Here is a 25078-nt window from a genome sequence, read left to right on the forward strand (position 1 = left end):
TCATTTTTGAGCAGAGGTTGTTGCAGTTCGTGAGTCGTCAACGCGCCCTAGAAAAAATAGCTAAGTGTTTAGAGTTGGGTAACTCCTCAAATGTTCATGAGGCCGCTCAAGCTATTCGTATGGCTCATCGGCTCATGCTTAAACATGGTCTAGAACAAGCTGATATTGAGCTTATTCAAATGGGTAAAACCTCAACCCAAACCTTGTTACCTGCCAATGTAAGTGAAAATATTCTGCGGATTATCCGCGGCATTAATAGTCGTTTTGGGGTTGAAGCCGTGTTGGTTAATCACAAAGGTTTAAAACGTGCTGAGTTTGTTGGGCATGCCGACCGTGCGGTATTTGCCGCTTTTGCTTTTGATATTGTTTATCGGGAAATGAACCAGCAAGTGGGCTCTTTTAGAAATAGCTTTGCCGGCTCGGGCACCGATAACGTAACCGTGGCACGCCGAGTTAGCTCGTTTACTGCTGGTTGGTTGGAGGGCGCGCTAGAAAAACTGCCAGATCTCACCACTAATGGTCGTAACGAGCACATGGATGACTACCTTGATGAGATGTTTGAAAAATTAGATCGCGAAACCTTTAAAGCTAAAATCAAGGCGTCGATGGGGCAACTTACCCCAGATTTTCAAACTGGTATGAAAAAAGGCCGAAAACTGTCAGTTAATCGGCCTGTAGAAGGCGCTCGCGCTACTTCTTTGTTACGTTAGAGTGCGAAGTTACTCCGCTAAGTCAGCGACTTAATTATCTAACTTACTTTCAGTATCTTACTTGTGTTGGTATGACCGGTTTGGTCGAATACATCGCCGTGGGTCAATATAACCAAGTCGCCTTTGCTCAAATAGCCTTGCTCTTTTAGCCGCTCAATCGCAATTTTTGATACTTGTATTATGTCTTCGCTACTTTCATCAAAATGGATTGGGTAAACGCCACGATACAAGGCGCAACGGCTTAAAGTATTGGCATGGCGAGATAGCGAAAAAATCGGCAAGCCACTACTCAAACGAGACATTAACAGTGGTGTACTGCCGGATTCAGTAAGGGCAATTATCGCCTTCATGCCTTTCATGTGGTTGGCAGCAAACATGGTGCTCATGGCTACTGTTTCCGAAATACTCTCGAAGATATAATTAATGCGGTATTTCGACACGTTAATGCTGCGTTGTTTTTCTGCGCCTAAACATACACTGGCCATAGCCTTTACTGTTTCGATAGGGTATTGGCCTGCGGCAGTTTCGCCAGAAAGCATCACTGCATCGGTTCCATCTAGCACGGCATTGGCTACATCCATTACCTCAGCACGGGTTGGCATTGGTGCGCTAATCATCGATTCCATCATTTGAGTGGCGGTAATTACTGCTCGATTGTATTTTCGAGTGAGGCGAATTAGGGTTTTTTGTACACCCACTAATTCGGCGTCGCCAATTTCTACTCCTAAATCTCCACGTGCAACCATTACTGCATCCGAGGCTTTAATTATGTCGATCATCGCTTCTTCGGTTGCTACAGTTTCGGCGCGTTCTACCTTAGCAACCAATTTGGTGGCTAATCCTGCTTGTTGGGTAAGGCGACGAGCATAATGCATGTCTTCGCCACTATTAGGGAATGATACGGCTAGGTAGTCCACTTCAATTTTGGCCGCGGTTAAAATGTCGGCTTTATCTTTATCGGTAAGGGCTGCTGCAGATAAGCCACCGCCAAGTTTGTTTATGCCTTTGTTGTTAGATAAAACGCCACCTATGGTGACTTCGGTAGTTACTTGGCTGTCTTTTACCGCCGTTACTTTAAGTTGAATACGGCCATCATCGAGCAATAAGATATCACCTGGTTCAACATCCTTAGGCAAGTGTTTGTAATCTAGGCCTACTTGTTTTTCATCGCCTAAACCTTTGTCTAGCTCACTATCTAAAATAAAGCTGTCGCCTACATTTAGGTTTACTTTGCCATCTTTAAAGGTGGAAACACGAATTTTGGGACCTTGTAAGTCGCCTAGTATCGCAATGTGTAGTTTGTGTTTGCTGGCTAACTCTCTCACTTTGGCAGCGCGTGCCAAATGATCTTCTGCGGTTCCATGAGAGAAGTTAAGGCGCACCATATTTGCACCACTTAATATCAGTTGTTCCAGTACATCGTCTCGGTCGGTGGCGGGGCCTAAAGTTGTGACTATTTTAGTACGTCTTAACATGTTGCTAATCCTTAAAAATTGATGAGATGTTTGCTTGAATTCGCTGATGCTGATTTAAGTATATGTAAACCAGCTTGTCCCTTGGTTTTTTTTTGTCTCTCAAGTACATTGCGCATTAGGGATATTATTTGCTGTGGGGTGACAGAATGAAACAGGCAATCTTGGCAGAAATGAAGGTTTTGCCAGAAATTGATCCAGAGTTTGAAGTTAAACGTCGAATCGACTTTATAAAAGCGCGTTTAAAACAAGCGGGTTTAAAAACACTAGTACTTGGTATTAGTGGCGGTGTTGATTCAACAACCACTGGTCGCTTAGCGCAGTTGGCCGTTGAACAGCTTAACAATGAGAATGATAGTCAAGACTACCGCTTTATTGCTATGCGTTTACCTTTTGGTGAGCAAAAAGATGAAGCCGACGCACAACTAGCTTTAGGGTTTATTAAACCCTCACATATTGTTACCACTAATATCAAAGCAGGTACCGAAGGCTTGCATACTAGTGCTAGTGAAAGTTTAGTGGCTGCTGGTTTAGATTTACCAGCCCAAGCTGCAGTGGATTTTGCCAAAGGCAATGTTAAGGCTCGTATGCGCATGATTGCCCAGTATGAGATTGCTGGGTTAAGTGGTGGCCTAGTTATTGGAACCGATCACTCAGCTGAAAATTTAACGGGTTTTTACACCAAGCATGGTGATGGTGCCTGTGATTTAGTGCCTATCTTTGGTTTAAACAAACGCCAAGTTCGCCAGGTTGCAGATTATTTAGGCGCACCAGAAAAGCTGATTGGTAAAGCGCCAACGGCCGATCTTGAAGAAGACCGTCCGCAATTACCCGATGAAGTGGCCTTAGGTGTTACTTATGACCAAATTGATGACTTCTTAGAAGGTAAGAAAGTAGCCGATGAAGTCGAGCAAAAACTTATTGGCATTTACCAACGTACTCAACATAAACGTCAGGCCATTCCTACCATTTACGACTAAGCCTGTAACAGCAACAAATTAAGCCGAAGTAATTAGGCTTCGGCTTTGTTTGATCTGCATCTTGTATTGCTGAGTCTACATGTTGTCTAATTGCAGCCGAATTTTTAGAGGAACTCGCTTTGGGCAACGCCATCATATTTAGTCTTGATCTATTTGGTACCGCAATATTTGCCATTTCTGGGGTATTGATAGCCAGTCGTCGCCGAATGGATTTGTTTGGTGCCTTGGTGCTTGCCTGTGTTACCGCCATTGGTGGCGGTACTATCCGCGATATGGCTTTAGGTGCTAGCCCAGTATTCTGGGTAGAGAACGGTTTGTATTTGTGGGTAATTCTTGCAGCTAGTTTAGGCTCGGTATTATTGCTTAATAACTTTCCTACACCTCCTCGCTGGTTACTGCCGGTAGCTGATGCTATAGGAATGGCGGTATTTATGGCGATTGGTGCTAACAAAGCCTATCAATATGGGGCGCCAATGATTGTAGCCGTTACCATGGGAGTGATTACCGCCTGTGGTGGAGGCATGATCCGTGATGTATTGGCTAATCAAGTTCCTTTAGTACTGCAACGTGAGGTGTATGCCACTGCTTGTATTGTTGGTGGACTGGTTTGGGTGGCTGCTTTATACCTACAGTTTTCGGATACTATTGCTACAAGTGCTTGTATTTTGACCGCTTTGCTTATTCGTTTAGTGGCCATTCGCTACCATTTATCACTACCTAAGCTTGCCAAAAATCGTTAGTTTGCGATAAATTCCGATAGAGGGTGTGAGATATCTCTTACAAGCTTGTGCGTTAAAAGCAGTTTTGCTTACAGTTGTTAAAATTAAATTTTCTTTTAAATTAATGGTTTAGTGTTTTTGTAAGAGTTTGTAAGTAAAAAAATGAAAGTTTTTTGCTTACGCTGCTTTTTCTCAAACTTAGATTCCGTATAGTTGTTTGTGCACGGAGGCACTGACGTTTATCAGGATGAGAAACGTAGCAGGAGCTAAAAAGGAACAGCTACAGGAAGTAGCAAGGGACACCTCCTAGGAAGGAGACGTGCAACTGGTATGGATGACCGGTTATGCCATAGAAGGCTAAAGGACAGCTCAAAGGATTTGAGAAAAGGATAACTACAGGACGTAGTAACACAGTCAAAAAGGATTGCAGGGAGCAACTACCCGTTCACGGATTTGAGCGATATGACTACCAGGGGCGACACGAAAGTGTCGCCCCGAACTTTTTCTAAACCCAGCCAAGTGCTGGGTTTTTTATTGTCTGAACTTTGTCATCGATTTTAGATGAATAGTTAAGCTTAAAAGTATTTTGGTAGGTTTTTATGCTTTTAAGGTGTTTATGTTTAGACTTATTGAGAATTTTAGCGTGCAGAGTTTAGATGCTTGTTTGGCGATCGACCAAAGGCTGTGTGAGAGATCGACCATTCAAATAAGCCGATAAGTCTCTTTGTTTATGAGCGTGAAAAGTATTTTTTATTTATTATTCAGTGGCTTATTGTTTTTTACCTCTTAAGTAATAGTTTTGTTTAGATGTTTTTGTTTCTGGCCTACTGGGCTTTGGTTGGAATGAGCGTAAAGTATCAACCATCAGGACGAACCAAGATTCAGGAAGAATTAGGCAGGACGCCGAGGTATTTAGGACGCAGCGCTCAGGATGAGCAGGCTTATCAAGGTAGATGAGTTTGGATGTCAGCATAGGATTGCTAGAAAGCAAAATACCAAATAGCTTCAGGACGAAGTATAGGGATACCTCCAGGACGGAGAGAGCAAGTGTTTAGGATGAACGCTTATGCCATAGAAGGCTAAAGGACAGCCCAAAGGAACTGGGAAGAGGAAACGCTAAGGACTAGTGTGAAACAGTCAAAAAGGATTGCAGGGAGCAATTAACGTTCATGGAATAGAGCGATATGACTACTAAGAGGGCGACACGTATGTGTCGCCCTTTTTCTTTGCCTGCTATTTATTGTTAGGGTTTATTACCTATCGGCAGAGCTTTTAATGGATAACCTGTAATTGGTTGGGTTTTTATATTATTAATCTCGATCTGGTAGTTTCTTTATCTGCTATTGCCTGTGTGAGAGATCCGCCCGAGCTGTAGCGGGTAATTTCACTTGTTTAATAAGCCTTAATTAAACTAAGTTTATATATTTCAATGTCTTATGTTTTTCATCATGGTTTTTTGTGGCTAGAACCAAAATTATTCTATCTTGGCTACTGGGATTAAGGGCTCATCGGCGTAAAGTATCAACCATCAGGACGAGCCAAGGCTTAGGAAGAGTCAGGGCAAGATGCCAAGGTATTAGGAAGCATTGCTTAGGAAGAGCAGGTTTATCAAGGTAGATAAACTTTAGGATGTCAGCACAGGAGTGCTAGAAAGCAAAATACCTCAAACTTTCAGGATGAAGTTAAAGGATACCTCCAGGACGGAGAGAGCAAGTGTTTAGGATGAACATTTATGCCATAGAAGGCTAAAGGATAGCTCAAAGGAACTGGGAAGAGGAAACGCTAAGGATTAGTGTGCAACAGTCAAAAGGATTGCAAGGAGCAATTACTGTTCACGGAAAAGAGCAATATGACTACTTAAAAAGGCGACACATTTGTGTCGCCTTTTTTCACGTTTGTGAAACTAAGATTGTGAATGTTGCCACCAGCTGTTTTTGCTCATTAACCATATCAATATGATTAAGCTCGCTAAGCCCGCTAAGGTGTGAGCAATAATAATCGCTAAAAATATTACTTTGCTGCTTCCCCACATTGTTCCAATGTAAATAGCTGGCAACATAAAACCAAACAACCTAATTAAGTTTATTGCCATTGCGAGCAGCGGCTTCGCTAAGGCATTTAAGGTTTGGGCTAGCAATAAGGGGACAGCCATCATGCCGTAGCAAAAAGGTACCAACTGTAAGTAATATTGGCTAAGTTCAGCCACTTCAGCATCGTGATTAAAGCTATAACTCATTAAAGGGGCCAAGGCGTACATTGCGATAGCGAGCAATAGTTGCCAAACCACCGCTAGCCTAATGGCATGATGAACGATTTGTTGGGCACGTTGTGCTTTACCCGCTCCCACGTTTTGTCCAACTAACATCGGAATCACCGAGTTAATCGCCATTACCCCAATTAATAATAGGGCTTCTACCCGAGTAGCAAAGCCATAGGCTGCTACGGTTGCAGTGCCGGCACTGGCCAAAATTACCAAGGTTATGGTGGTGGCAATGGGAGTAAGTAGCTGAGAAAACACTGCCGGAATGGCTATGCTAAGTAGCTTTTTCCAAGAGGTGATAAGCTGTTGAATGGTGCAAAATTCAAAACGTAATAGTTTTAATTTAAAACTAAGCAAATAAACAGCAACACTAAAGGTGAGTGCCCAAGCTACTGCAGTGGCTAAAGCGGCACCCTGCACACCCATAGCTGGCACAGGCCCCCAACCAAAAATAAAAATAGGATCTAATACCCCATTTACGATACCTGCAACCAGCATCACAAGACTGGGGGTTTTGCTGTCGCCACTGGCCCTTATGGCGCTATTGCCTATCATGGGAATTACTAATAGCGGTACCGAGAGATACCAAATTTGCATGTATTGCTCAATATAGGGCATTACTGGTAATTCAGCGCCTAAGCGGCTGAAAAGAGGATAAATGCTGAAATAACCTAATCCGGCTACAGACATAATTAGCAGTAGGCTAAACAGTAAGCTATGGCTAGTGAGTTGCGCGGCCTGCTGGTGTTGGCGAGCCCCCAAAAGCCGTCCTACATGGGATGACAGGCCAATGCCTAAGCCCATTGCTACACTGGTAATGGCAAAGGTGATGGGAAAAGTAAAAGATACACCGGCCAACGCATCGGTGCCTAGCATTGCAACAAAAAAGGTATCAACGAGGTTAAAAAAGATGATCGCAAAAATACCAACCAATGTTGGACTGGCTTTATTGATAATAAGCGGTGTGATGGGAGCATCAAGTAGATACTGGCGTTGTTGTTCCATTAACTTGCAGCTGGGAAATCGAGGCTTCAGTATACGTGGCTCAAAGGCTAAGCGAAAGATTATGGAGTTAGCTTTAAAAACTGATGATGGTTGTTTAAATTTTAATCGTTATTGTTGTTTTTAAGAGCAGAAAACGGTAAATTGCGGCTTCCTTAATAGCGAGAGAAGTTATGTCTCAGTTTGACAGTATTCGCCCTTATCAAGATTCTGAAGTAAAAAGTACGCTACAACGTCTCATTAACGATCCCGAATTTATTACTACTTTAATTAAGTTTCGCTATCCAAAGGCGCGTGGTGCCTTTCTTACGTTAACTTCTTTTACCTTGCGCCAGGTGCTTAAATTTAAAGTAAGAAATGTAAAAAGTGTTTACGATTTTCAAGTGATGGTAGAGCGCTATATGGCGCACATGATTAAAACAACTACCTCGCAACTAAGCTCTAGCGGATTAGAGGATTTAGATTTATCTAAACCACATTTGTTTATCTCAAATCACCGCGATATTGCGCTAGACCCAGCGTTTGTGAACTACTTGCTGCATATAAATGGCCAAGATACAGTGCAAATTGCCATTGGTGACAACTTATTAAGTAAGCCTTGGGTGTCTGACTTAATGCGTCTTAACCGCAGTTTTATTGTTAAGCGTTCTGCCACAGCTAAGCGTGAAAAACTGGCCAATTTAAAAGAGTTATCTGCGTATATTCAACATACTTTGGCGAGCACGGGTGACCACATCTGGATTGCTCAACGTGAAGGGCGAGCTAAAGATGGTTTAGATCTTACAAATTCTGCGCTTATTTCCATGCTGGCCTTAAATAAACCTAAGCAGCAAGCATTTGCAGATTACATTAAAGAATTGAACATCGTCCCCGTGTCTATTTCTTACGAATTTGACCCTTGTGATGTGGCTAAAGCCAACGAATTGGTATCGCAAAATCAACACGGCGAATACCAAAAAGAAGAGCATGAAGACATTTACAGCATATCTCGCGGCATTGTGGGTCAAAAAGGTCACGTTCACGTGCATTTTGCTGAGCCATTAAGTGGAGAATATGCCAATGCAAAAGATGTTGCTGAAGCTTTAGATAAAGCGATTATTGGTAATTACCAGCTTATGCCTACCAACTGGATCGCCCTTGGTGATGCTATCCCAGAAGAAATTTCGGCTAACGAATTAGCCGAAGCAAAGCGCTATTTTGAAGCGAAGACTCGCGATATTAGTGCAGAGGTCCGATCTCAGCTGTTCGAAATGTACGCAAATCCTATCCGCGCTAGACAGCAACTATCTGAATAATAAGCGTAATAAATTTTTCATATCGCTTTGGCATTATAGGTGCATACCCCTAATTAGGTATCAAAATTTAGGGGTATGATATGTTCCGTACAAAAACCAGCCAAACTATTGCTAATGTATTGTCTGATCAAGAAAAACTAGAGCAGTTATTATCATTAATGTTGCCTGACGAAGTCTCCGAACTTGACCAACTTGGTGCGCAGCATTGCCGTAGAAAGCGTCAAGCTAGTGGGCGTTCCCACTCAATTTCGGCTAAATTTTAGTCATTATTTGTTAATAAACTTACTGTGTAATCGACTGTTACTGATAAACTATAACGAAAGAGCCAATTAATAGGCTTTTCAACTCAGTTCATAGCAAAAATAAGACAGCACAGTATATGGCCACAAAAACTCAAGCGGGTGTTTCATTTCCACTCGGCGCCACTTATCAAGGTAAGGGTGTTAACTTTAGTATTTTCTCTAAAAATGCCACGGGAGTTACCCTTCTATTATTTAAAGAAGTTAACTCTCGTAAGCCTTTTGCCGAGTTCCCTTTAGATCCAAATACCAACAAAACCGACCATTACTGGCATATTTTTGTTGAAGACCTAGACGTAGGAACGCTCTACGGCTTTCAAGTCGATGGTCCTTGGCAACCAGAGCGCGGTTTGCGTTTTGACCCAAGTAAGGTATTGCTCGATCCTTACGCCAGAATTACCCACTTCCCAGATAACTATTTGCGTCAGGTCGCGTCACGCCACGGTCATGTAAATACCAGTCAATGTATTAAAGGTGCAGTGGTAGATTTACGTGGTTTTGATTGGCAAGGCACTCACCCAATTAAACGCTCACTGCAAGATACTGTTATTTACGAGCTACACGTAGCGGGTTTTACCAAACACCCATCGTCTGGTGTAGCAGAGCATAAGCGAGGCACTTATGCTGGGGTAATTGAAAAAATTCCTTACCTAAAAGAACTGGGTATAACTGCCGTGGAATTAATGCCAGTACAGCAGTTCGATTTGCAAGATGCTCCTCTAGGTAAGCAAAACTACTGGGGTTACAGCCCAATTAACTTCTTCTCCCCACATACCGCTTACAGCTCCGACAAAAGTGTCTGTGGCGCTTTTAACGAATTTAGAACCATGGTGCGTGAGCTGCATAAAGCCGGCATTGAGGTGATATTGGATGTGGTGTTTAACCATACAGCCGAAGGCGGCCACGACGGCCCAACACTTAGCATGAAGGGCTTGCAAAACGATACCTACTACATGCTAGAAAACGAAAAGCGTTGGTACAGTAACTACTCGGGTTGCGGCAATACTTGTAATGCTAACCACTCGGTAATGCGCCGTATGATCCGTGACGCACTGCGTTTTTGGGTAAACGAAATGCACGTAGATGGCTTCCGCTTTGATTTAGCCTCGGTACTAGCGCGTGACTCTGAAGGGCATGTAATGAAAGAGCCACCATTGCTATGGTCGATTGACTCAGACCCTTCATTGGCTGGCACTAAAATTATTGCTGAAGCTTGGGACGCAGCGGGCCTTTACCAAGTCGGTGAATTTGTTGGTGATCGCTGGAACGAGTGGAATGGTAAATTCCGAGATGATGTACGTTCGTTCTTCCGTGGTGATTCAGGTGTTACTGGCAAATTTGCGTCGCGCTTATTGGGCAGCCCAGACATTTATTATAAAGAAAACCATTCGCCTCAGCGTTCTATTAATTTAGTGACTGCGCACGATGGTTTCACCTTAAACGATTTAGTCAGCTATAACGATAAGCACAACCTCGAAAATGGTGAAAACAACCGTGATGGTGATAACCACAACATCAGTTATAACCACGGTGTAGAGGGGCCAACCCTAAACCCAAAAATCAACGACTTGCGTGAACAACAAATGAAGAACTTCTTTGCTACTTTGTTGCTCTCTTTGGGTACGCCAATGATTACCATGGGTGATGAAGTAAAACGCACTCAAAACGGTAATAACAACGCCTATTGTCAAGATAACGAGTTGTCGTGGTTTGACTGGACATTAGTGGACAAAAACCAAAATTTATTGCGCTTTGTGCAAGAGCTTATCAAGTTGCGTCGTTATGACGATGTATTAGAAGAGAAAATTCACTTGAGCTTGTCGGATGTGATTCATGATGCCAATATCGAATGGCATGGTGTGCATCAAGGTCAGCCAGATTGGTCTGAACATAGTCACTCTATTGCGGTTACTTTATTAGATCCATACTCAAAAGACCGCTTATACATGGTGTTTAACTCCTACTGGGAAGAGCTAGAGTTTGAAGTGCCATGCATTGAAGGGCATTGGTTTAAGCTTGTTAATACCGCAGCCAAACCGCCAGAAGATGTTTATGACTTTAAAACAGCGCCTATGTTAGAAACAGGCTCAGTTAAAGTGGCTGCACGTTCGGTAATGGTATTTGTGGCGAACCCACAAATTGAAAAACGTAGTGAGAGAGTTTAACTCGCTGCGTTACTAGTTTGTGCAGGACAATAAAACTTTGCCCATGAAGAATGGGTAGTGTGTGAATAGCTAAGCACGCTACCCAACATTAATACCAATAATAGTACTCTTACACCCATCGAAAAAAACGCCATTGTGTTGCCCTCTTTGCCTCCGTCCGTGTGACTTGTTTGCCATTATGATTTGCTAGTTTGAGGCTAGTATCTAACGAAAGTTTCATAATTTTAATAAGTTATGGACTTTTGTTTGATAAAAGTGAGCTAGGTTGGGTTTTTATGCTAAATGTCAAAAAACATGTTGCGTTCGTAATTAGTCAATTTAACCCGAGACACTAGAGCATACTCTTAGTTAATTGATCTTGTGGCTATTACAACAACTAAGTGAGCCAGTGTTGAATTCAGATAAACTTATCAAAAACATTCGCCGACGAACCTTGGTCATTCGTAGCATGATTGCGTCAATTGTGTTGATGCTCTTTGTAGGTGTAGCCGTAGAGGCCGACCCATTGCAATCTGTTATTAGCCCGGTATCTAGTCGCGCTAATCTTTAGTTAAAACAAACCTAATTGCGCCGAAGTTATTTGCTCAAAATCCAAGTCAATGAAGGGCAAAATAGCATCGGCAATTGGCTGTAGCTGTTTGTTTAAGTAATGTTGGTAATCAATTTGGCTAACTCGGTTAGTTAGCGGCTCAGGCCCATTTATGGTCATCCAATAGGCAATACTGCCTTTATTTTGATATTGCAGCGGTTTACCTAAGGCTTGGTTATGCTCGTCGGCGAGCCGTGCTGCTCGCACCTGTGGTGGCACATTCTTCACGTACTCGGCTAACTTGCGGCGTAAACGCTTACGGTAAATAAGTTGCTGGTCGTACTCGCCAGCCATTAGCTTATCCACGGTATCGAGAACAAACTGGCGTGGGTCTTGGTCGGAGAAAACCCGCTCCAATAAACCGGTTTGAAATATCTTTGCCATCTCTGTCCAATCAGAACGTACGGTTTCTAAGCCTTTTATGACTAATTGCTTATCGTTGGTTAAACCTGCATAACGCTTTTTACTGCCAGTTTCAGAGCCGCGAATAGTTGGCATTAAAAAGCGAGAAAAATGAGTCTCAAACTCAATTTCTAGGTGACTATCTAACTGCATTTCTGAGGCTAGCTTGTGCTGCCAATATTGATTTATACCTTGCGCCAGTTGTTGGCCTATTTGTTTGGCTTGCTCTGCGGTTAAATCTTGATTTAGCCATACAAAGGTAGAGTCGGTATCACCATAAATCACTTCATGGCCTTGCTCGCTGATCCACTCTGCTGTTTCTTGCATTAGCTGGTGGCCGCGCATAGTGATTGAGCTGGCTAAGCGTGGATCGTGAAAGCGACAACCGGTAGAGCCCAATACTCCATAAAAGCTATTCATTAAAATTTTGATCGCCTGCGAGCGAGCGCTGTCGTGATCGGCCTTGGCTTGATCGCGCTGCAGCCAAAGCTGATTAATGATCTCGGGTAAAAAATGTTTATCGCGGCTAAATACTCCGCCTCTAAAGCCTTCAATGGCATTGTCGGGGCTCGCTAGCCCTTCAATTAAGCCCAGCGGATCAATTTTAAAGGTACGAATGATAGAGGGGTACAGGCTCTTAAAATCGAGTACTAGCACATTGTTATACAAGCCTGGTTTAGAGCTCATCACATAACCGCCGGGGCTATCGGCGATAAAGTCTCGGCTAAGATTTGGCGCTACATAGCCAGCTCGGTGCAATTTAGGCAAATACACATTGGTAAAGGCGGCCACCGAACCACCACTTCTATCCAGCATTAGGCCAGTAAGTTGGCTGCGCAAACATAGGTATTCAAGGATTTGCGTATGCTGGAAGATGTCTAACACCAACTTACAGTCTTCGAGGTTGTAGGCGGCAAGCTGGGGCTTGTTATGGGCAAAATTATGGTTAATTTCAGCCATACGATCATGTACTTCGTCTACCAACTTGCCGCGCTTAAGCAGTTGTTGGGCAACGTTTTCCAAGCTAAAACTATCGAAGTGATAAGTGGCTGATTTTAGTGCGTCTATGCCGTCCACTACTACGCGCCCAGGAATGCTAATAAAACCTGTTTGCTCGTTATCGCTACGCTCGCGCCAACGCGCTACGCCTTGTTGGCGGCCTAAGGCCAGTTTTATCCCATGCAAAGCGGCGCGTTTAACCAGCAACCTAAAATCAAAATTGATGACATTCCAACCAATTATGATGTCCGGGTCGAGTTTTTCTATTACTAGCTCAAGCTGTTTTAGTAAGGCGTACTCATTAGCCAGCCAGGTAATTGGCGTATCTGCGGCTTGTTCACTGCCAATCATAAGCACTTGCTGAAAGTACTCACCGTATAATCCAATCGAGTAAAGTTGGCCTTTTTCACTGCATTCTATGTCTAGCGATAGCACCGACAGCTTAGGTGTATATTGGGCCGTTTTTATTTTGGCTTGTTGCCAAGCGGGGTAACGAGGATTGCTACCTTGGGTGCCCGCAAAAGCCATACTGCCATAACAAAAACGTTCGGTAAGAAAGCGTTCATGTAGTTTTATGTCGTGCTCAAAGCAGCTTAATCCGGCTTGCTGTAAGCTTTGTGCGGCGCGGTAATGCGCATCGATACTGGCAAAGTACAAGGCGGTAATCGGCTGATGCTGGAAGGTGTTTAACGCTACGCTTTGGTGCTTAAGCAAGTGCTCGCTAACGGTTTCTAACACGGCATCTAGCTCGCTACTTAACACAAAAAATACTGGCTGCTGGTCACTGACCTCTAAACACACTGGGCCTTGGTCACTGGCTAACCAAAGCTGAATATAAGCCCGACCTTGACGATCGTAACTATTGGCGGTGAGTAAAAAACCTTGTCCTTGCCGCTGCTGGCTTGGCACTGTAAGCCCTCGGTACTGCATTATGCTTGGCAACTTAGCACAAAGCCGAGTGGCATAGCTAATATCCACCAGCATCTTTATTTTGTTTAACTAAGCATTTGTGAATAGTGGTTTCTGCCAAGGTGCTAATAGACTGCCCAGCCATTTAGCTGCACAGTTAGCCTAAAGCCTTTTAGTAAGTGGTAAGCATGACAAGTCAATTTGAGCGAATGATGGCGGGTTTAAGTTTTAACCGTTGGGATAAAGACCTTGGCGAGCGCCGTTTAGCCACTCGGCAAATTACTCATAAGTTTAATCAAACCACACCAGAGCAAAACCAACAGCGCGAAGCGCTAGTGCGTGAGCTGTTTGTGAAGGTGGGTAAAAACATCGAGGTTTGCCCACCACTCACTGTGGATTATGGCGACACGGTGTTTATCGGTGACGATGTATTTATTAATACTAACTTCACCTTGGTGAACTCGGGCAAAATTACTATTGGTGATCGGGTGATGATTGCACCGAACGTAAGTTTGTTTTCGATTAACCACGCCTTAGATCCTGAACTACGCAAAACCTACATTAATCAGCAAGGTGAGCGAGAAGTGATTGACTACCCAGCGCCCATCACTATTGGTAACGATGTTTGGATCGGTGGTCATGCAGTAGTTCTAGCGGGTGTAACGGTGGGCAATGGCTCGGTTATCGCCGCCGGTGCGGTAGTGACTAAAGATGTGCCAGCAGGCGTATTAGTGGGCGGTAATCCGGCTAAGGTTATTCGTGAGATACAAGCGGGTGAGACAGTGTGCCAAGCAATAGGCTAATGTTGTGAAGGTGTGCAGTAAATGACTTTCCCCTTTCAATTAAAAGGGGAGGTGTTTAGCCATCATTATTATTTATTCTTCGAGCCAAGTGCGTTCAAAAGCATCTATTGCATTAAATGGTTTACGAAGCTCTTTTATGCTCAAAAGCGTGTGCTGTTGTTCTTTAGTTAGTTTGCTAAACGCAAGTTCAGTATATATTTCGCTTGATGGAAACATAAGCGTTTTGTATTTTTGTATTTTTTCAGAAATCGCTTGGTTAGGTTGAGAACGATTTATTGATTCTAAAGTGAGAAGTGATCTTAAAAACTCTGTAAATAAAGGTTGGCTGCAATTTCGGATAGCTTCTTGGTTAAGAAACCCTAGAGCTTCACCTGTTCTATCGGGGTATCCTTTTAAGGTTTCAATTGTCTTCTGACTAAGTGTGGTAGAAGCGGCTGCTTCTCTACATTGTGAGTAAATGTTTGTAAAACTCTGGAATTTTTCATCTAGAACTTGAGTTCCAAAATTAAGAATATCATCTGCGAAACTAGATGAAGTGTGAATTGAAAATATAAGAAAAGTAAGGGTATATAGTTTTTTAATCATTGTGGCTTACATCCATAGTGAATAGCCTTCCAGAATTGACGTTCTTTAGCAGAGATCCTACTCCTCATCATTTGCATGCCTGCGATGGTACTGATTTGGCCTTCAGCAAAACGTTCTAAGTGAGAAAAAGATTGAAAAAAGTATTCCCAGTTTGTTGAGTAAATACTATAACCATTTTAACTAACGCCATTGGACGCTGATTTAAATAAAAGGCTCTCATCAACTAAGCCAGCTGCGGTAGATTGCCCTTTTACTGCATTTCCTCCGAATATAAGCGCTAGTTGTCCAATAGCAATAACCAACCAGCCTACTTTCTTCGTTTTGGTTATATCATTGATATCGTTAATAGCGCGTTGACTCTGTTCGTCAAATCTAAGGTCTACTAGCGTGGGGCAAATCTTTTGGCTCATGAAAGCCTCTTCTTTATAATGATTGATTAATCAATTGTGTGGGCGTTTTAACCCTTTGTCAATGCTAAACTTTTAAGCGTTAGGGTGTTTTTTGAACGTAAGGTTTTGTTTCATAGCGATGCTGTGCTAGCTCGTATTGGAAACAAAAAAGCTGGCCTAGGCCAGCTTTTTACATTTAACGCAAAGGGTAAGCGTTAAGGCTTAGCTCCAAGCTTTAAAAGTGTTAATTAAACCATTGGTTGAGCTGTCGTGGCTGCTCACTTCGCTGCCGTCTTTTAGCTCTGGTAAAATTTGGTTAGCTAGCTGCTTACCTAGTTCTACGCCCCATTGGTCGAAGCTGAAGATGTTCCAGATAATGCCTTGTACAAAGATTTTGTGCTCGTACATAGCAACCATAGCGCCTAGTGTGTAAGGCGTGATCTTCTTAACCAAGATAGAGTTAGTTGGCTTGTTACCGGTGAATACTTTAAATGGTGCTAGCTCTGCTACTTCGGCGGCTGATTTACCGGCTGCTACTAGTTCTGCTTCTACGGTTTCGCGTGACTTACCAAAAGCCAAGGCTTCGGTTTGGGCGAAGAAGTTAGACATTAACTTAGCGTGGTGATCCGATAATGGATTGTGGCTAGTGGCTGGTGCAATAAAGTCACATGGGATTAGCTTAGTGCCTTGGTGAATCAGCTGGTAGAAAGCGTGTTGGCCGTTGGTACCTGGTTCGCCCCAAATAATTGGGCCAGTTTGGTAATCAACTGGATTGCCGTTACGGTCTACATTTTTACCGTTAGACTCCATGTCACCTTGCTGGAAGTAAGCAGCAAAGCGGTGCATGTATTGGTCGTAAGGTAGAATAGATACGCTTTCTGCACCAAAGAAGTTGTTGTACCAAATGCCTAACAAACCAAGAATAACCGGTAGGTTTTGCTCTAACTCTGCGCTAGCAAAGTGTTGGTCCATGGCGTGTGCGCCGTCTAGCAGTTCAATAAAGTTGTCGTAGCCAACCGTAAGGGCAATCGACAAACCAATCGCCGACCAAGAAGAGTAACGACCGCCTACCCAATCCCAAAACTCAAACATGTTGTCGGTATCAATACCAAACTCGGCAACAGATTTAGCGTTAGTAGATAGAGCAGCAAAGTGCTTAGCTACGTGAGCTTGGTCGCCAGCAGCAGCTAGGAACCAATCGCGCGCGCTGTGGGCGTTAGTCATGGTTTCTTGGGTAGTGAAAGTTTTAGACGCTACTAAGAACAAGGTAGTTTCTGGATCTACTTGTTTTAGGGTTTCGGCAATATGCGTGCCGTCTACGTTTGATACGAAGTAGGTAGTAATGTTTTCTACTTTGTATGCGCCTAGTGCTTCAGTAATCATTACTGGGCCTAGGTCTGAACCGCCAATACCAATGTTTACAATGCTTTCAATAGCTTTGCCGGTGTAACCTTTCCATTCGCCAGAATGTACTTTTTCACAGAAGCCTTTCATTTTTTCTAGCACGGCGTTTACTGCTGGCATTACGTCTTCGCCGTCTACCATTACTGGGGTATTGCTGCGATTACGTAGTGCGGTATGTAGTACCGAGCGGCCTTCTGTTTGGTTGATTTTCTCACCAGAGAACATAGCTTTAATTGCGCTATCTAGCTTGGTTTCTTTAGCTAGTGCAACTAACTGCTGCATGGTTTCTTCAGTGATTAAGTTTTTAGAGTAATCCAATAAGATTTGCTCGTTAAACTCTACCGAGAAGCGATTGAAACGGTCTGCGTCAGCGGCGAATAGCTCGCTAAGTTTAACCTCTTTTTGTGCTTCAAAATGCGCTTGTAACGCTTTCCAAGCCTGTGTAGTTGTTGGATTGATATTGTCCAGCATTGACCTTGTTCCTTAGATGCTTTACCTAGTTGACCGAGTTGCAAGTTTATTGACCAGTACTTGCGGGTAGCACTTTACCCTTTCTGGGAAAAAGGACGCAAGCAATCAGATCAATATTGTGCAAAAGCTTGCGACCTATTTTAGCTAAGTTTGATCAATTTGTATTAAAACCGCACGTTGTATTGGGGTTTATCCATTTTTTATCAACGGGTTTTTCTGTTCTCGCTATTCAAGTTGTTGCTACAATGCCCACAAATTATTCGCCTCTCACCTGCAAGGGAGCTGTTTTTGCGCAATGTGCAGTTACAAGTAAACACCGACAATGCCCGTTATTTACTTAACAATGGGCGTTTAGTGGCGTTAATGACCGTTGCGTATAGCCTTATTTGGTGGTGTTTGTTTACGCCTAGCCTTTCTTCAAGCCTGCATTTGCTGTGGCTGTTTAGCATGTTGGCTTTATCGGCCGTGTTTTACTTTTTTGCACGTATTCAAAGCGAAGTGATTGACGATTTTGTCCCGGCGCCGCAACTAACGCGTTACTTTAGTTTGGCCACTAGCTCTGGGGTGCTTTGGGCGGTCGGTATTTTGCTGTTTATGCCGCTGCTACCTGCTTCCGAGCGCTTATTATTGGTGGTGCTGGTGGGGGCGTTGTTGTCGTTGGTGGTAGTGCCAAATTTACTAAGTATTCGTAGCTTTAACGGCTTTAGCATCCCACTTTTATTGGCGTTGTTGGTTTCTATGGTGGGGGCTAGCCGAATCGAGTGGGTGGCTTGTTTGGTATTGCTGCTAAGCTGGGGGGTACTAAATATTGTGTTACGCCGCGCCGAAACTTTAGTTAAGGCTAATTTTTCTGAAGGTGCGTTAAATAGAGCTAAGGCTTTAGAATTGGCCGACAGCCATGCCTTGATGCGCCATCAAAGTGAGCGAGACGCACTCACTGGCTTGTATAACCGGGCTATATTTGAGCAAACACTGGCTTTACATTGGCGTTTAAGCAGCCGGGCAAATACTTCCTTAAGTTTATTGCTAATCGATGTTGATTTCTTCAAGCCTTATAACGATCATTACGGTCATGTTGCAGGCGATCAATGTTTAAGCAAAGTTGCTAATTTGTTTACCCAAGCCTTGCAGCGTGAAGATGACATTGTTGCCCGCTATGGCGGCGAAGAGTTTGTAATGGTATTGCCCAACACCGATACCAAAGGCGCATTGCAAGTTGCTGCAAGAGTTAGAACACTAATGGCCGAGGCTAAATTGCGCCACGAGTATTCGACCGCAGCCAGTTATGTGACCGTGAGCATTGGTATTTCTTGTTTAATTCCAGTGGCTCAGCAAAGCACCAAAGAGATCGTAGATAAAGCCGATAAGGCACTATATAGAGCCAAGCAGTTAGGTAGAAACCAAGCTGTAGTGGCCGCCCGTGGAGAAGTATAATGAGTATGCAGTTGCATCGTATTGAAGAATTAATCGATTTACTCACACCGGTTTGGAAACAACAACCGGAGCTTAACTTAGTAGAAATTATCACTCAAATAGCCGACCAAGCTGGGAACAATAAACCCTTGAGTGAACTGACCGATGACGTGCTTATTTACCAACTTAAAATGCTTACAATTGGTAAAGACGAGATGATTCCTGGCATCGCAAAAGATTGCGAGGATGATTTTAAAACCGCCTTATTAAAAGCACGTGGCGTAAAAGTGTAATGTCTTGAGTGGCAATTGCGTCTGCAATTGCCGTTTTTGCTTAAGCAAAGGCATTAGTCACATCAATGCCTCCCCTCATAAGGATTGAGTGATGAGTGAACGTATTCCTGTTAAAGACCTTAGCCCCAAGCCTCGCGCGGCTAAAAAACGGGCGCCAGTAGATCGTTACAACCCCAAAGAACAAATTTATGTGCGTGAGCAAAAAGGTGTATTTCAACGCTTGCGTAAGTACATGGGCTGGTTTTTTATTGCGGCTTTTGTGATTGTGCCTTTTATACCCTATGGCGATCGCCAAGCTATTTTGCTTGATATGGGCGCGCGACAGTATCACTTTTTTAGCTTAACCCTGTGGCCGCAAGATCTACTGTTATTGGCTTGGTTCTTCATTATTGCTGCCTTTGCTTTGTTTTTTATTACCACCTTTTTAGGCCGCGTTTGGTGTGGTTACTTGTGTCCGCAAACGGTGTGGACCTTCATTTTTATCTGGTTTGAAGAAAAGATTGAAGGCAGCGCCAATAAGCGCAAAAAGCTAGATAAATCGCCCTGGGACTTTAACAAGGTTTGGCGAAAAACAGCCAAACACACCGCATGGATTGCGGTGTCGGTATTTACCGCTTTGTCGTTTGCCGCTTACTTTGTGCCCGTTAAGCAGCTGTGGTGGGACTTTTTCACGCTAAATGCCAGTGCTGCGGTTAACTTCTCGGTGATTTTCTTTACCGTAGCAACTTATGCCAACGCTGGTTGGATGCGCACTATTGTATGTACTCACATGTGCCCCTATGCGCGTTTTCAGTCGGCGATGTTTGATAAAGACACCTTTATTGTCGGTTACGACGTTGAGCGAGGCGAAAGCCGCGGCCCACGTAAACGCAATGCCGACCATAAGGCCTTAGGTTTAGGTGACTGTGTAGATTGTGATTTGTGTGTGCAGGTGTGCCCTGCAGGCATTGATATTCGCGAAGGCTTGCAATACGAGTGTATTAATTGTGGTGCTTGTATTGATGCCTGTGATCAAACCATGGAGCGCATGAACTATCCAAAAGGTTTGATTCGCTACACCACCGAGCATAACTTGGCGGGGCAAAAAACCGATGTACTGCGGCCTAAGCTGATTGGTTATGGGGTAGTGTTAAGCGCCATGCTGGTCGCTTTTGTGTTCACCTTACTTAACGTTCAGCCAATGCAGTTAGATGTGCTGCGAGATCGCTCTTCTTTGTACAACGAAACCTCTGAAGGTTTGGTAGAAAATACCTACACCTTAAAGGTGATTAACAAATCCTCTGAAGCGCGCGAGTTCCACTTAAGTGTGCGTGGTTTGGAAGAAGTAGAGTGGATAGGCCAGCAAATTGTCACAGTAAAAGGTGGCGAAGTGTTTAGTTTGCCTATTTCACTGGCGAGCGACCCTTACTTGTTGCCACGCTCGATCACCGATATTGAGTTTGTACTAGAAAGTGGCGATGACCAGTTTATCCAGCCCAGCCGCTTTATTAGTGGCGGTTAACTGGGTGTTGGAGAATAAAGCTTGAAACTGGTACTGGCGTGTTTTGCGCTGCTATTAGTGCTGCCTTATTTGCTGGCAGCACTCGGTTCGGCAGCGCGTAAGCGCCAGTTAGGCACTATAGATAATCAAGATCCCCGCCAACAATCCCAATTGTTAAACAGCCTTGGCCAACGTATCTATGCTTCTCAACAAAATGCTTGGGAAGCCTTGAGCTTGTTTACGGGCAGTTTGCTAATCGCCCACCTTGCAGGGCTTGATTTTAGCCGTATTCAATATGCTGCTGTGTTATTTACTGCTACCCGCTTGTTGCACCCTTGGGTATACGTATTTGGCTTTGCTACCTTGCGTTCGTTGCTCATGCTGGTGGCTTGGTTAAGCTGTATTTATATTGTGGTTCAAGCCTTTTATCAGCTACCTGCTTAGCGCTGGCTAGGTAAGTTGTTTTACTGCTACACTGCGCCGATAACCTCTTGTAAAACTGCCGAGCCATGAGCGCCTTTCTATTTGCCGATTTACACCCCGACACTATTCTTGATGCTATTGAATCTCAAGGTATTTTCCCTAGTAGTGGTTTGTTGGCTTTAAACTCTTACGAGAACCGGGTTTATCAATTTCAAGCCGAAGACGGGCTGCGTTATGTGGTGAAGTTTTATCGGCCAGAGCGTTGGAGCCAAGCTCAGATTCTCGAAGAACATCAATTTAGTTTATCGATGGCAGAAGTGGATGTGCCGATTGTGGCGCCGCTAGTGCGAGATGGTCGCAGTTTGTTTGATTATCAAGGTTGGTTGTTTACCATTTTCCCCAGTGTTGGGGGGCGCGGTTTTGAGGTAGATAACCTAGACCAAATTGAGCGTGTTGGCCAATACCTAGGGCGTATGCACCAAAAAGCGGGTGGCAAACTGTTTGAGCATCGTCTATCGATTAATACCGAAGAGATGCTCGACCAGCCTTTGGCGTTATTACGTGATTGGCTACCCGAGGGCTTAGCATTGCCGTTTTTTACCGTAGCCGAGCAAGTAGCTGAAGCGGCAAAGGTAGCCTATAAACCTAAAACCATTATTCGTTTACACGGAGATTGCCACCCTAGCAACATATTGTGGCGTGATGGTCCGATGCTGGTGGATTTAGATGACGCGCGTAATGGCCCTGCTGTGCAAGACCTATGGATGATGCTGGCCGGAGATGACAATGAGCGCCGCCTGCAATTAGAAGTTCTTTTAGAAGGTTATGAGGCCTTTTGTGAATTTGATAGCAGTGAGCTGGCCCTAATTGAGCCGCTGCGTGCTATGCGAATGATTCACTACATGGGCTGGTTAGCAAGGCGCTGGCAAGATGCAGCCTTTCAACGCGCCTTCCCTTGGTTTAATTCGCAACGTTATTGGGAAGACCAAATACTTGCGCTTAAAGAACAGCTTTCAGCATTACAGCAAGCGCCATTGTCATTAACTCCCGGTTATTGAGGACAGTTATGAGTGTAGAAATTGAACGCAAGTTTTTGGTTAACAGCGATGCATTTATTAAGCAAGCGAGCGAGCAAACCCGAATTGTACAAGCTTACTTAAACAGTGATAAACAACGCACAGTGCGAGTGCGTGTTCGCGGTGAGCAAGGTTTTATTACCATTAAAGGCCAAAGTAATCTGTCGGGCTTAAGCCGCTATGAATGGGAGAAAGAAATTCCCTTGAGCGAAGCCGAGCAGCTATTAGCACTGTGTGAGCCTGGTGCCATTGATAAAGTTCGCTACTTAGTGCCTGTTGCACAACATGTATTTGAAGTGGATGTGTTTGCTGGAGATAACCTCGGCTTAATTGTGGCCGAAGTAGAGCTGAGCAGCGAGCAAGAAAGCTTTGCAAAGCCCGACTGGCTGGGGCAAGAGGTCACAGGCCAAGCTAAATACTATAACTCTCAACTTAGCTTAAATCCTTTCAAAAACTGGTGATAAACAGAGTGTTTGTTCACATTACTTCGGCTTATTTTCGATTTGTACTGGCATCCTGCGCCTAGCCGTATAGGATTGATATAAAAGGTGAATAACTTGTAACGAGGTTGTGAATGACAAACTTTGTCACCCCGGTTGATGCATTAATGCATTGGCAAAAGCAGGATCCGCAGCGCGTTTACCTACGTCAGCCTATAGATGGCGTATATCATGAAAAAACTTGGGCAGTAGTGGCGCGCGAAGCCGGCCAAATTGCTCAAGGTATACTCTCTCAAGGCCTAGAGCCCGGCGATAAAGTGGCGATTTTAGCTAAAAATAGTGCCGAGTGGTTTATTGCCGATCTGGCAATCATGATGGCTGGCTGTGTAAGCATTCCTATTTATTCCACCGCGAGTGTGGACACCATTTCTTTTGTACTTCAGCACAGTGAAGCTAAGCTGTTGTTTGTGGGTAAGTTAGACGAATGGGGCAAGCAAGCCTCGGCCGTACCTATTGGCCTAAAAACCGTTGCGATGCCCTATCCCACCATGCCTTGCCACTTTCAATGGAGTGATTGGTTAAAGGAAATGCCGGTGATTGAGAAAAATCATCTGTGGGATGCAAAAGACATTATGACGATTATCTATACCTCGGGCAGTACCGGTGACCCTAAAGGCGCCGAGATTAGCTTTGCGGCTTATCGTTATGCCTGTGAACAGTTGATTGATGTGTTGCAAGCTGGCAGTGAAGACCGGGTTATGTCGTACTTACCCTTGGCGCATATTACTGAGCGAGTTTACATACAAGGCACCAGTATTTTTAGCGGCCAATTTAGTGTGTCGTTTGTGGAATCCTTAGACACCTTCCCCGATAACTTGCGCAGCGTGCAGCCTACTTTGTTTATTTCGGTGCCTCGTTTGTGGGCGCGCTTCCAACAAGGGGTATTTGAAAAACTGCCGCCGAAAAAACTTAAACTGTTGTTGTCTATTCCCTTGGTGTCTAGCTTAATTAAGCTCAAAATTAAAAAGGCTTTGGGTTTAAACAAGGCACGGATACTTGGCTGTGGCAGTGCTCCGGTAGCACCTTCATTATTGCGCTGGTATCAAAGCATTGGTTTAAATATCTCTGAAGCCTGGGGCATGACCGAGAACTTAGCCTACGGCACCTTAAATGTACCCTTTCGAAGCGACAAAATTGGCACTATTGGAAAAGCGGGTCCTGGCGTAGAAATTAAAATCTCTGAGCAAGGTGAGATTCTTGCTAAGGGTGAAGGCATGATGCAGGGTTACTACAAACATGCTGATCTTACGGAGGAGTCAATTGTTGATGGCTGGCTGCATACCGGAGATAAGGGTGAAATAGATAATGATGGCTACGTTAAAATTATTGGCCGTTTAAAAGAAAGTTTTAAAACAGCGAAAGGAAAATATGTAGCCCCCGTTCCTATTGAACAGAGCTTGGCTGAAAATTCGATGGTTGAGCAGGTATGTGTGGTGGGCAGCGCCCTCACGCAGCCTTGTGCGTTGGTGGTGTTAGCCGCTGAAATGAAGCAGCATTCGCAAGCACAAATTGAAGCCAGCTTAAATCGCACCCTTAAAAAGGTGAATGAGCAATTAGAAAGCCATGCCAAGTTGTCGCATGTGGTGGTGGTAAACGAGGAGTGGAACGTGGATAACGCCTTGCTTACTCCTACTTTAAAAATTAGACGTAACCAAATTGAACAACATTATTCGGTGTTAATTCATCAAGATGTAGATGCTACTGTAATGTTTGAAATGGGATCTTGGTAAACGTAAATTTGTGTCAACAACATAGTCAACGATTGACCGAGCTGATGCTAATCATTATGCTCGGTTTTTTATAAAGTTCACTGGAAGGAAATACCGAGTGATGAAAAAACTACTGATTGGTTTAATGGCAATGCTTACTTTGCCAATGGCAATGGCTGCTGATTTTAAAGAAGGCACCCACTACGAAGTGATTAAGCAAACAGCTACAGCTAAACCAGAAGTTATCGAGTTTTTCTCGTACTACTGCCCACACTGTTTTAAGTTTGAACCAGTAGCAGAGAGTATTAAAAAATCCCTACCAGAAGGCGTTGCGTTCAAAAAGAACCACGTAAGTTTTATTGGCGGCCAAATGGGTGAAGAAATGGTTCGCGCTTTTGCTGCAGCAGAAATGCTAGAAGTAGAGCCTGCAATTAGCAGCGCTATCTTTGATTCTATCCATAACAAACGTCAAAACTTCACTAGCCGTGATGATCTGCGCAGTATTTTTGTTGCCAACGGTGTTGATGGTAAAAAATTTGATAGCGCAGCCAGCAGCTTTGTTGTGAATGGCATGGTGTCGCAAATGGAAAAGAACACCATGAACTATAAGATTCGCGGTGTGCCTGCTTTAGTGGTTAACGGTAAGTATCAAGTTAACACGGGTTCAGTAAAATCGATTGAAGAGCTAACAGAATTAGTTAATTATCTAGTTAATCTTAAGGGCTAATTTT

The 25078-nt window shown here is 43.9% G+C and carries 22 protein-coding genes; 16 read left to right on the top strand and 6 right to left on the bottom strand.

What is annotated here, in order from left to right; translation table 11 throughout:
• Nucleotides 1-29 precede the first annotated feature (29 nt).
• A complete protein-coding gene (locus K5L93_RS10135; RefSeq protein ID WP_220719704.1) occupies nt 30-710 on the top strand; it encodes a DUF2786 domain-containing protein in 681 nt (226 codons plus the stop codon).
• 38 nt (nt 711-748) lie between these two features.
• Here the strand turns inward: K5L93_RS10135 and pyk are convergent, their stop codons facing one another.
• Complete coding sequence (pyk, locus tag K5L93_RS10140; RefSeq protein ID WP_220719706.1) at nt 749-2185, bottom strand: pyruvate kinase; 1437 nt, start codon at nt 2183-2185, stop codon at nt 749-751.
• A 146-nt stretch (nt 2186-2331) separates the two neighbouring features.
• Between pyk and nadE the strand changes: the two genes are divergently transcribed.
• Together nadE and K5L93_RS10150 are read left to right on the top strand one after the other, a co-directional pair.
• Nucleotides 2332-3162: an NAD(+) synthase gene (nadE, locus tag K5L93_RS10145; protein WP_220719708.1), complete on the top strand. Its 831-nt coding sequence runs from the start codon at nt 2332-2334 to the stop codon at nt 3160-3162.
• A gap of 119 nt (nt 3163-3281) precedes the next feature.
• Nucleotides 3282-3902, top strand: coding sequence for a trimeric intracellular cation channel family protein (locus K5L93_RS10150; protein WP_220719710.1), 621 nt, complete (start codon nt 3282-3284; stop codon nt 3900-3902).
• Between the two features lie 1882 nt (nt 3903-5784).
• On the opposite strand, the gene K5L93_RS10155 is transcribed toward K5L93_RS10150, so the two are convergent.
• On the bottom strand, nt 5785-7146 hold the full coding sequence (locus K5L93_RS10155; RefSeq protein WP_220719712.1) for an MATE family efflux transporter: 1362 nt from the start codon (nt 7144-7146) through the stop codon (nt 5785-5787).
• 170 nt (nt 7147-7316) lie between these two features.
• On the opposite strand from K5L93_RS10155, the gene K5L93_RS10160 reads away from it, so the two are divergent.
• From K5L93_RS10160 to K5L93_RS10175, 4 genes are all read left to right on the top strand, one after another.
• Entirely contained in the window at nt 7317-8438 is a 1122-nt protein-coding gene (locus K5L93_RS10160; protein WP_220719713.1) for a 1-acyl-sn-glycerol-3-phosphate acyltransferase, read from the top strand.
• An 80-nt stretch (nt 8439-8518) separates the two neighbouring features.
• Nucleotides 8519-8701, top strand: a complete 183-nt coding sequence (locus K5L93_RS10165) for a hypothetical protein (protein ID WP_016400237.1) — start codon at nt 8519-8521, stop codon at nt 8699-8701.
• Nucleotides 8702-8817: 116 nt separating this feature from the next.
• Nucleotides 8818-10902 (top strand): glycogen debranching protein GlgX, encoded by a 2085-nt coding sequence (gene glgX, locus K5L93_RS10170; protein ID WP_220719714.1) that lies wholly within the window; start codon nt 8818-8820, stop codon nt 10900-10902.
• A gap of 388 nt (nt 10903-11290) precedes the next feature.
• Nucleotides 11291-11452 (top strand): hypothetical protein, encoded by a 162-nt coding sequence (locus K5L93_RS10175; RefSeq protein ID WP_220719717.1) that lies wholly within the window; start codon nt 11291-11293, stop codon nt 11450-11452.
• Here K5L93_RS10175 and K5L93_RS10180 read toward each other — a convergent pair whose 3' ends face one another.
• Nucleotides 11453-13822 (bottom strand): DNA polymerase II, encoded by a 2370-nt coding sequence (locus K5L93_RS10180; protein WP_220721497.1) that lies wholly within the window; start codon nt 13820-13822, stop codon nt 11453-11455. It lies immediately after the preceding gene.
• A 167-nt stretch (nt 13823-13989) separates the two neighbouring features.
• On the opposite strand from K5L93_RS10180, the gene K5L93_RS10185 reads away from it, so the two are divergent.
• A complete protein-coding gene (locus K5L93_RS10185; RefSeq protein WP_246615029.1) occupies nt 13990-14604 on the top strand; it encodes a sugar O-acetyltransferase in 615 nt (204 codons plus the stop codon).
• A gap of 72 nt (nt 14605-14676) precedes the next feature.
• On the opposite strand, the gene K5L93_RS10190 is transcribed toward K5L93_RS10185, so the two are convergent.
• From K5L93_RS10190 to pgi, 3 genes are all read right to left on the bottom strand, one after another.
• The gene (locus tag K5L93_RS10190; RefSeq protein WP_220719718.1) at nt 14677-15189 is read right to left on the bottom strand and encodes a hypothetical protein; all 513 of its coding nucleotides are present in this window, start codon (nt 15187-15189) and stop codon (nt 14677-14679) included.
• Between the two features lie 176 nt (nt 15190-15365).
• The gene (locus tag K5L93_RS10195; protein WP_220719720.1) at nt 15366-15599 is read right to left on the bottom strand and encodes a hypothetical protein; all 234 of its coding nucleotides are present in this window, start codon (nt 15597-15599) and stop codon (nt 15366-15368) included.
• Nucleotides 15600-15800: 201 nt separating this feature from the next.
• The gene (gene pgi / locus K5L93_RS10200) at nt 15801-17453 is read right to left on the bottom strand and encodes a glucose-6-phosphate isomerase (RefSeq protein WP_220719721.1); all 1653 of its coding nucleotides are present in this window, start codon (nt 17451-17453) and stop codon (nt 15801-15803) included.
• Nucleotides 17454-17750: 297 nt separating this feature from the next.
• On the opposite strand from pgi, the gene K5L93_RS10205 reads away from it, so the two are divergent.
• The 8 genes from K5L93_RS10205 to K5L93_RS10240 all read left to right on the top strand — a co-directional run bounded on the left by K5L93_RS10205 (nt 17751) and on the right by K5L93_RS10240 (nt 25074).
• Complete coding sequence (locus tag K5L93_RS10205; protein WP_246615114.1) at nt 17751-18887, top strand: GGDEF domain-containing protein; 1137 nt, start codon at nt 17751-17753, stop codon at nt 18885-18887.
• A gap of 5 nt (nt 18888-18892) precedes the next feature.
• Nucleotides 18893-19159, top strand: a complete 267-nt coding sequence (locus tag K5L93_RS10210) for a YihD family protein (RefSeq protein WP_040306803.1) — start codon at nt 18893-18895, stop codon at nt 19157-19159.
• A gap of 91 nt (nt 19160-19250) precedes the next feature.
• Nucleotides 19251-20660 carry a cytochrome c oxidase accessory protein CcoG gene (gene ccoG / locus K5L93_RS10215; protein WP_220719724.1) on the top strand — a complete coding sequence of 470 codons (1410 nt, stop codon included), beginning with the start codon at nt 19251-19253 and terminating at the stop codon, nt 20658-20660.
• Nucleotides 20661-20681: 21 nt separating this feature from the next.
• Nucleotides 20682-21083 (top strand): MAPEG family protein, encoded by a 402-nt coding sequence (locus K5L93_RS10220; protein ID WP_220719725.1) that lies wholly within the window; start codon nt 20682-20684, stop codon nt 21081-21083.
• Nucleotides 21084-21148: 65 nt separating this feature from the next.
• Complete coding sequence (locus K5L93_RS10225) at nt 21149-22120, top strand: serine/threonine protein kinase (protein ID WP_220719727.1); 972 nt, start codon at nt 21149-21151, stop codon at nt 22118-22120.
• Between the two features lie 8 nt (nt 22121-22128).
• Nucleotides 22129-22599: a CYTH domain-containing protein gene (locus K5L93_RS10230; protein WP_220719728.1), complete on the top strand. Its 471-nt coding sequence runs from the start codon at nt 22129-22131 to the stop codon at nt 22597-22599.
• 113 nt (nt 22600-22712) lie between these two features.
• Nucleotides 22713-24368: an AMP-binding protein gene (locus K5L93_RS10235; protein WP_220719730.1), complete on the top strand. Its 1656-nt coding sequence runs from the start codon at nt 22713-22715 to the stop codon at nt 24366-24368.
• A 100-nt stretch (nt 24369-24468) separates the two neighbouring features.
• Nucleotides 24469-25074, top strand: a complete 606-nt coding sequence (locus tag K5L93_RS10240; RefSeq protein ID WP_220719732.1) for a thiol:disulfide interchange protein DsbA/DsbL — start codon at nt 24469-24471, stop codon at nt 25072-25074.
• Nucleotides 25075-25078 lie beyond the last annotated feature (4 nt).

This window comes from Agarivorans litoreus, from assembly GCF_019649015.1.
Taxonomy (GTDB): Bacteria; Pseudomonadota; Gammaproteobacteria; order Enterobacterales; family Celerinatantimonadaceae; genus Agarivorans; species Agarivorans litoreus.

Bases quoted from the DNA above. Each gene is read 5' to 3' on its own strand.
- K5L93_RS10195 (WP_220719720.1), bottom strand. From the start codon at position 15,599: ATGAGCCAAAAGATTTGCCCCACGCTAGTAGACCTTAGATTTGACGAA.
- K5L93_RS10165 (WP_016400237.1), top strand. From the start codon at position 8,519: ATGTTCCGTACAAAAACCAGCCAAACTATTGCTAATGTATTGTCTGAT.
- ccoG (WP_220719724.1), top strand. From the start codon at position 19,251: ATGAGTGAACGTATTCCTGTTAAAGACCTTAGCCCCAAGCCTCGCGCG.
- K5L93_RS10180 (WP_220721497.1), bottom strand. From the start codon at position 13,822: ATGCAGTACCGAGGGCTTACAGTGCCAAGCCAGCAGCGGCAAGGACAA.
- K5L93_RS10240 (WP_220719732.1), top strand. From the start codon at position 24,469: ATGAAAAAACTACTGATTGGTTTAATGGCAATGCTTACTTTGCCAATG.
- K5L93_RS10160 (WP_220719713.1), top strand. From the start codon at position 7,317: ATGTCTCAGTTTGACAGTATTCGCCCTTATCAAGATTCTGAAGTAAAA.
- K5L93_RS10155 (WP_220719712.1), bottom strand. From the start codon at position 7,146: ATGGAACAACAACGCCAGTATCTACTTGATGCTCCCATCACACCGCTT.
- glgX (WP_220719714.1), top strand. From the start codon at position 8,818: ATGGCCACAAAAACTCAAGCGGGTGTTTCATTTCCACTCGGCGCCACT.
- pyk (WP_220719706.1), bottom strand. From the start codon at position 2,185: ATGTTAAGACGTACTAAAATAGTCACAACTTTAGGCCCCGCCACCGAC.
- K5L93_RS10190 (WP_220719718.1), bottom strand. From the start codon at position 15,189: ATGATTAAAAAACTATATACCCTTACTTTTCTTATATTTTCAATTCAC.
- K5L93_RS10230 (WP_220719728.1), top strand. From the start codon at position 22,129: ATGAGTGTAGAAATTGAACGCAAGTTTTTGGTTAACAGCGATGCATTT.
- pgi (WP_220719721.1), bottom strand. From the start codon at position 17,453: ATGCTGGACAATATCAATCCAACAACTACACAGGCTTGGAAAGCGTTA.
- nadE (WP_220719708.1), top strand. From the start codon at position 2,332: ATGAAACAGGCAATCTTGGCAGAAATGAAGGTTTTGCCAGAAATTGAT.
- K5L93_RS10235 (WP_220719730.1), top strand. From the start codon at position 22,713: ATGACAAACTTTGTCACCCCGGTTGATGCATTAATGCATTGGCAAAAG.
- K5L93_RS10210 (WP_040306803.1), top strand. From the start codon at position 18,893: ATGCAGTTGCATCGTATTGAAGAATTAATCGATTTACTCACACCGGTT.
- K5L93_RS10225 (WP_220719727.1), top strand. From the start codon at position 21,149: ATGAGCGCCTTTCTATTTGCCGATTTACACCCCGACACTATTCTTGAT.
- K5L93_RS10185 (WP_246615029.1), top strand. From the start codon at position 13,990: ATGACAAGTCAATTTGAGCGAATGATGGCGGGTTTAAGTTTTAACCGT.